The sequence below is a fragment of the Kosakonia sp. S57 genome, assembly GCF_016516575.1.
In the GTDB taxonomy this organism is placed as follows: domain Bacteria; phylum Pseudomonadota; class Gammaproteobacteria; order Enterobacterales; family Enterobacteriaceae; genus Kosakonia; species Kosakonia cowanii.
The window spans coordinates 1-327 of sequence record NZ_JACVUL010000048.1; the positions used below are offsets into that span (position 1 = coordinate 1).

A 327-nucleotide genomic window follows, 5' to 3' on the forward strand; every position below is an offset into this window, starting at 1 on the left:
TCATCTCCGGGGGTAGAGCACTGTTTCGGCTAGGGGGCCATCCCGGCTTACCAACCCGATGCAAACTACGAATACCGGAGAATGTTATCACGGGAGACACACGGCGGGTGCTAACGTCCGTCGTGAAGAGGGAAACAACCCAGACCGCCAGCTAAGGTCCCAAAGTCATGGTTAAGTGGGAAACGATGTGGGAAGGCACAGACAGCCAGGATGTTGGCTTAGAAGCAGCCATCATTTAAAGAAAGCGTAATAGCTCACTGGTCGAGTCGGCCTGCGCGGAAGATGTAACGGGGCTAAACCATGCACCGAAGCTGCGGCAGCGACACT

1 rRNA gene is annotated in these 327 nt (G+C 55.4%); it reads left to right on the forward strand.

What is annotated here, in order from left to right:
- Positions 1-327, forward strand: a 23S ribosomal RNA gene (locus tag IAE48_RS23920); the annotation flags it as partial.